Source organism: Mesorhizobium sp. M7D.F.Ca.US.004.03.1.1 (assembly GCF_003998635.1).
Lineage (GTDB): Bacteria > Pseudomonadota > Alphaproteobacteria > Rhizobiales > Rhizobiaceae > Mesorhizobium > Mesorhizobium loti.
Window position 1 is genome coordinate 1 of record NZ_RZQG01001765.1, and the last position, 481, is coordinate 481.

Annotated in this window: 1 pseudogene; it reads left to right on the forward strand. The window is 60.7% G+C overall.

Annotated features, from left to right (window positions below):
* Positions 1 to 271 (forward strand): annotated as a pseudogene (locus tag EN935_RS39925) (DNA polymerase/3'-5' exonuclease PolX); the annotation flags it as partial.
* Positions 272 to 481: the final 210 nt, after the last annotated feature.

Here is a 481-nt window from a genome sequence, read left to right on the forward strand (position 1 = left end):
CCTCAAAGCGTGTGCGAAACACGGCGTCGCTGTCGAAATCAACGCTCATCCGTGGCGACTCGATCTCGACTGGCGCTGGCATCAAAAGGCACTCGATCAGGGCTGCATCTTCAGCATCAATCCGGACGCTCATTCAATCCGCGAGCTCGACCACGTGCATTGGGGTGTCGAGATGGCGCGCAAGGGCGGTGTCCCTGCGAAGCGGGTCCTGAATGCGATGCGTTTGCCGGCCCTCCTTGCGCATCTCGCACGGCGCAGGCAAGCGTCCTAAACTGCTTGTGGGACAGGCCTATCAGCGCAGGAGTCCGTCCTTCTCAAAATCTTCCCAGCCGCGCAAACTGGAGTGCGAGTTCTCATCGGGGCCATGGCCAGCTGAAGCTGCAGTTCCACGCCCGCTTCTTTGAGCACGTTTCATAGCCGCCTTCCCTGCGCCACGCCGCCTATTCTCTGCAGCTGTCGCTGCGTCTTTTTCGCGCCAGAC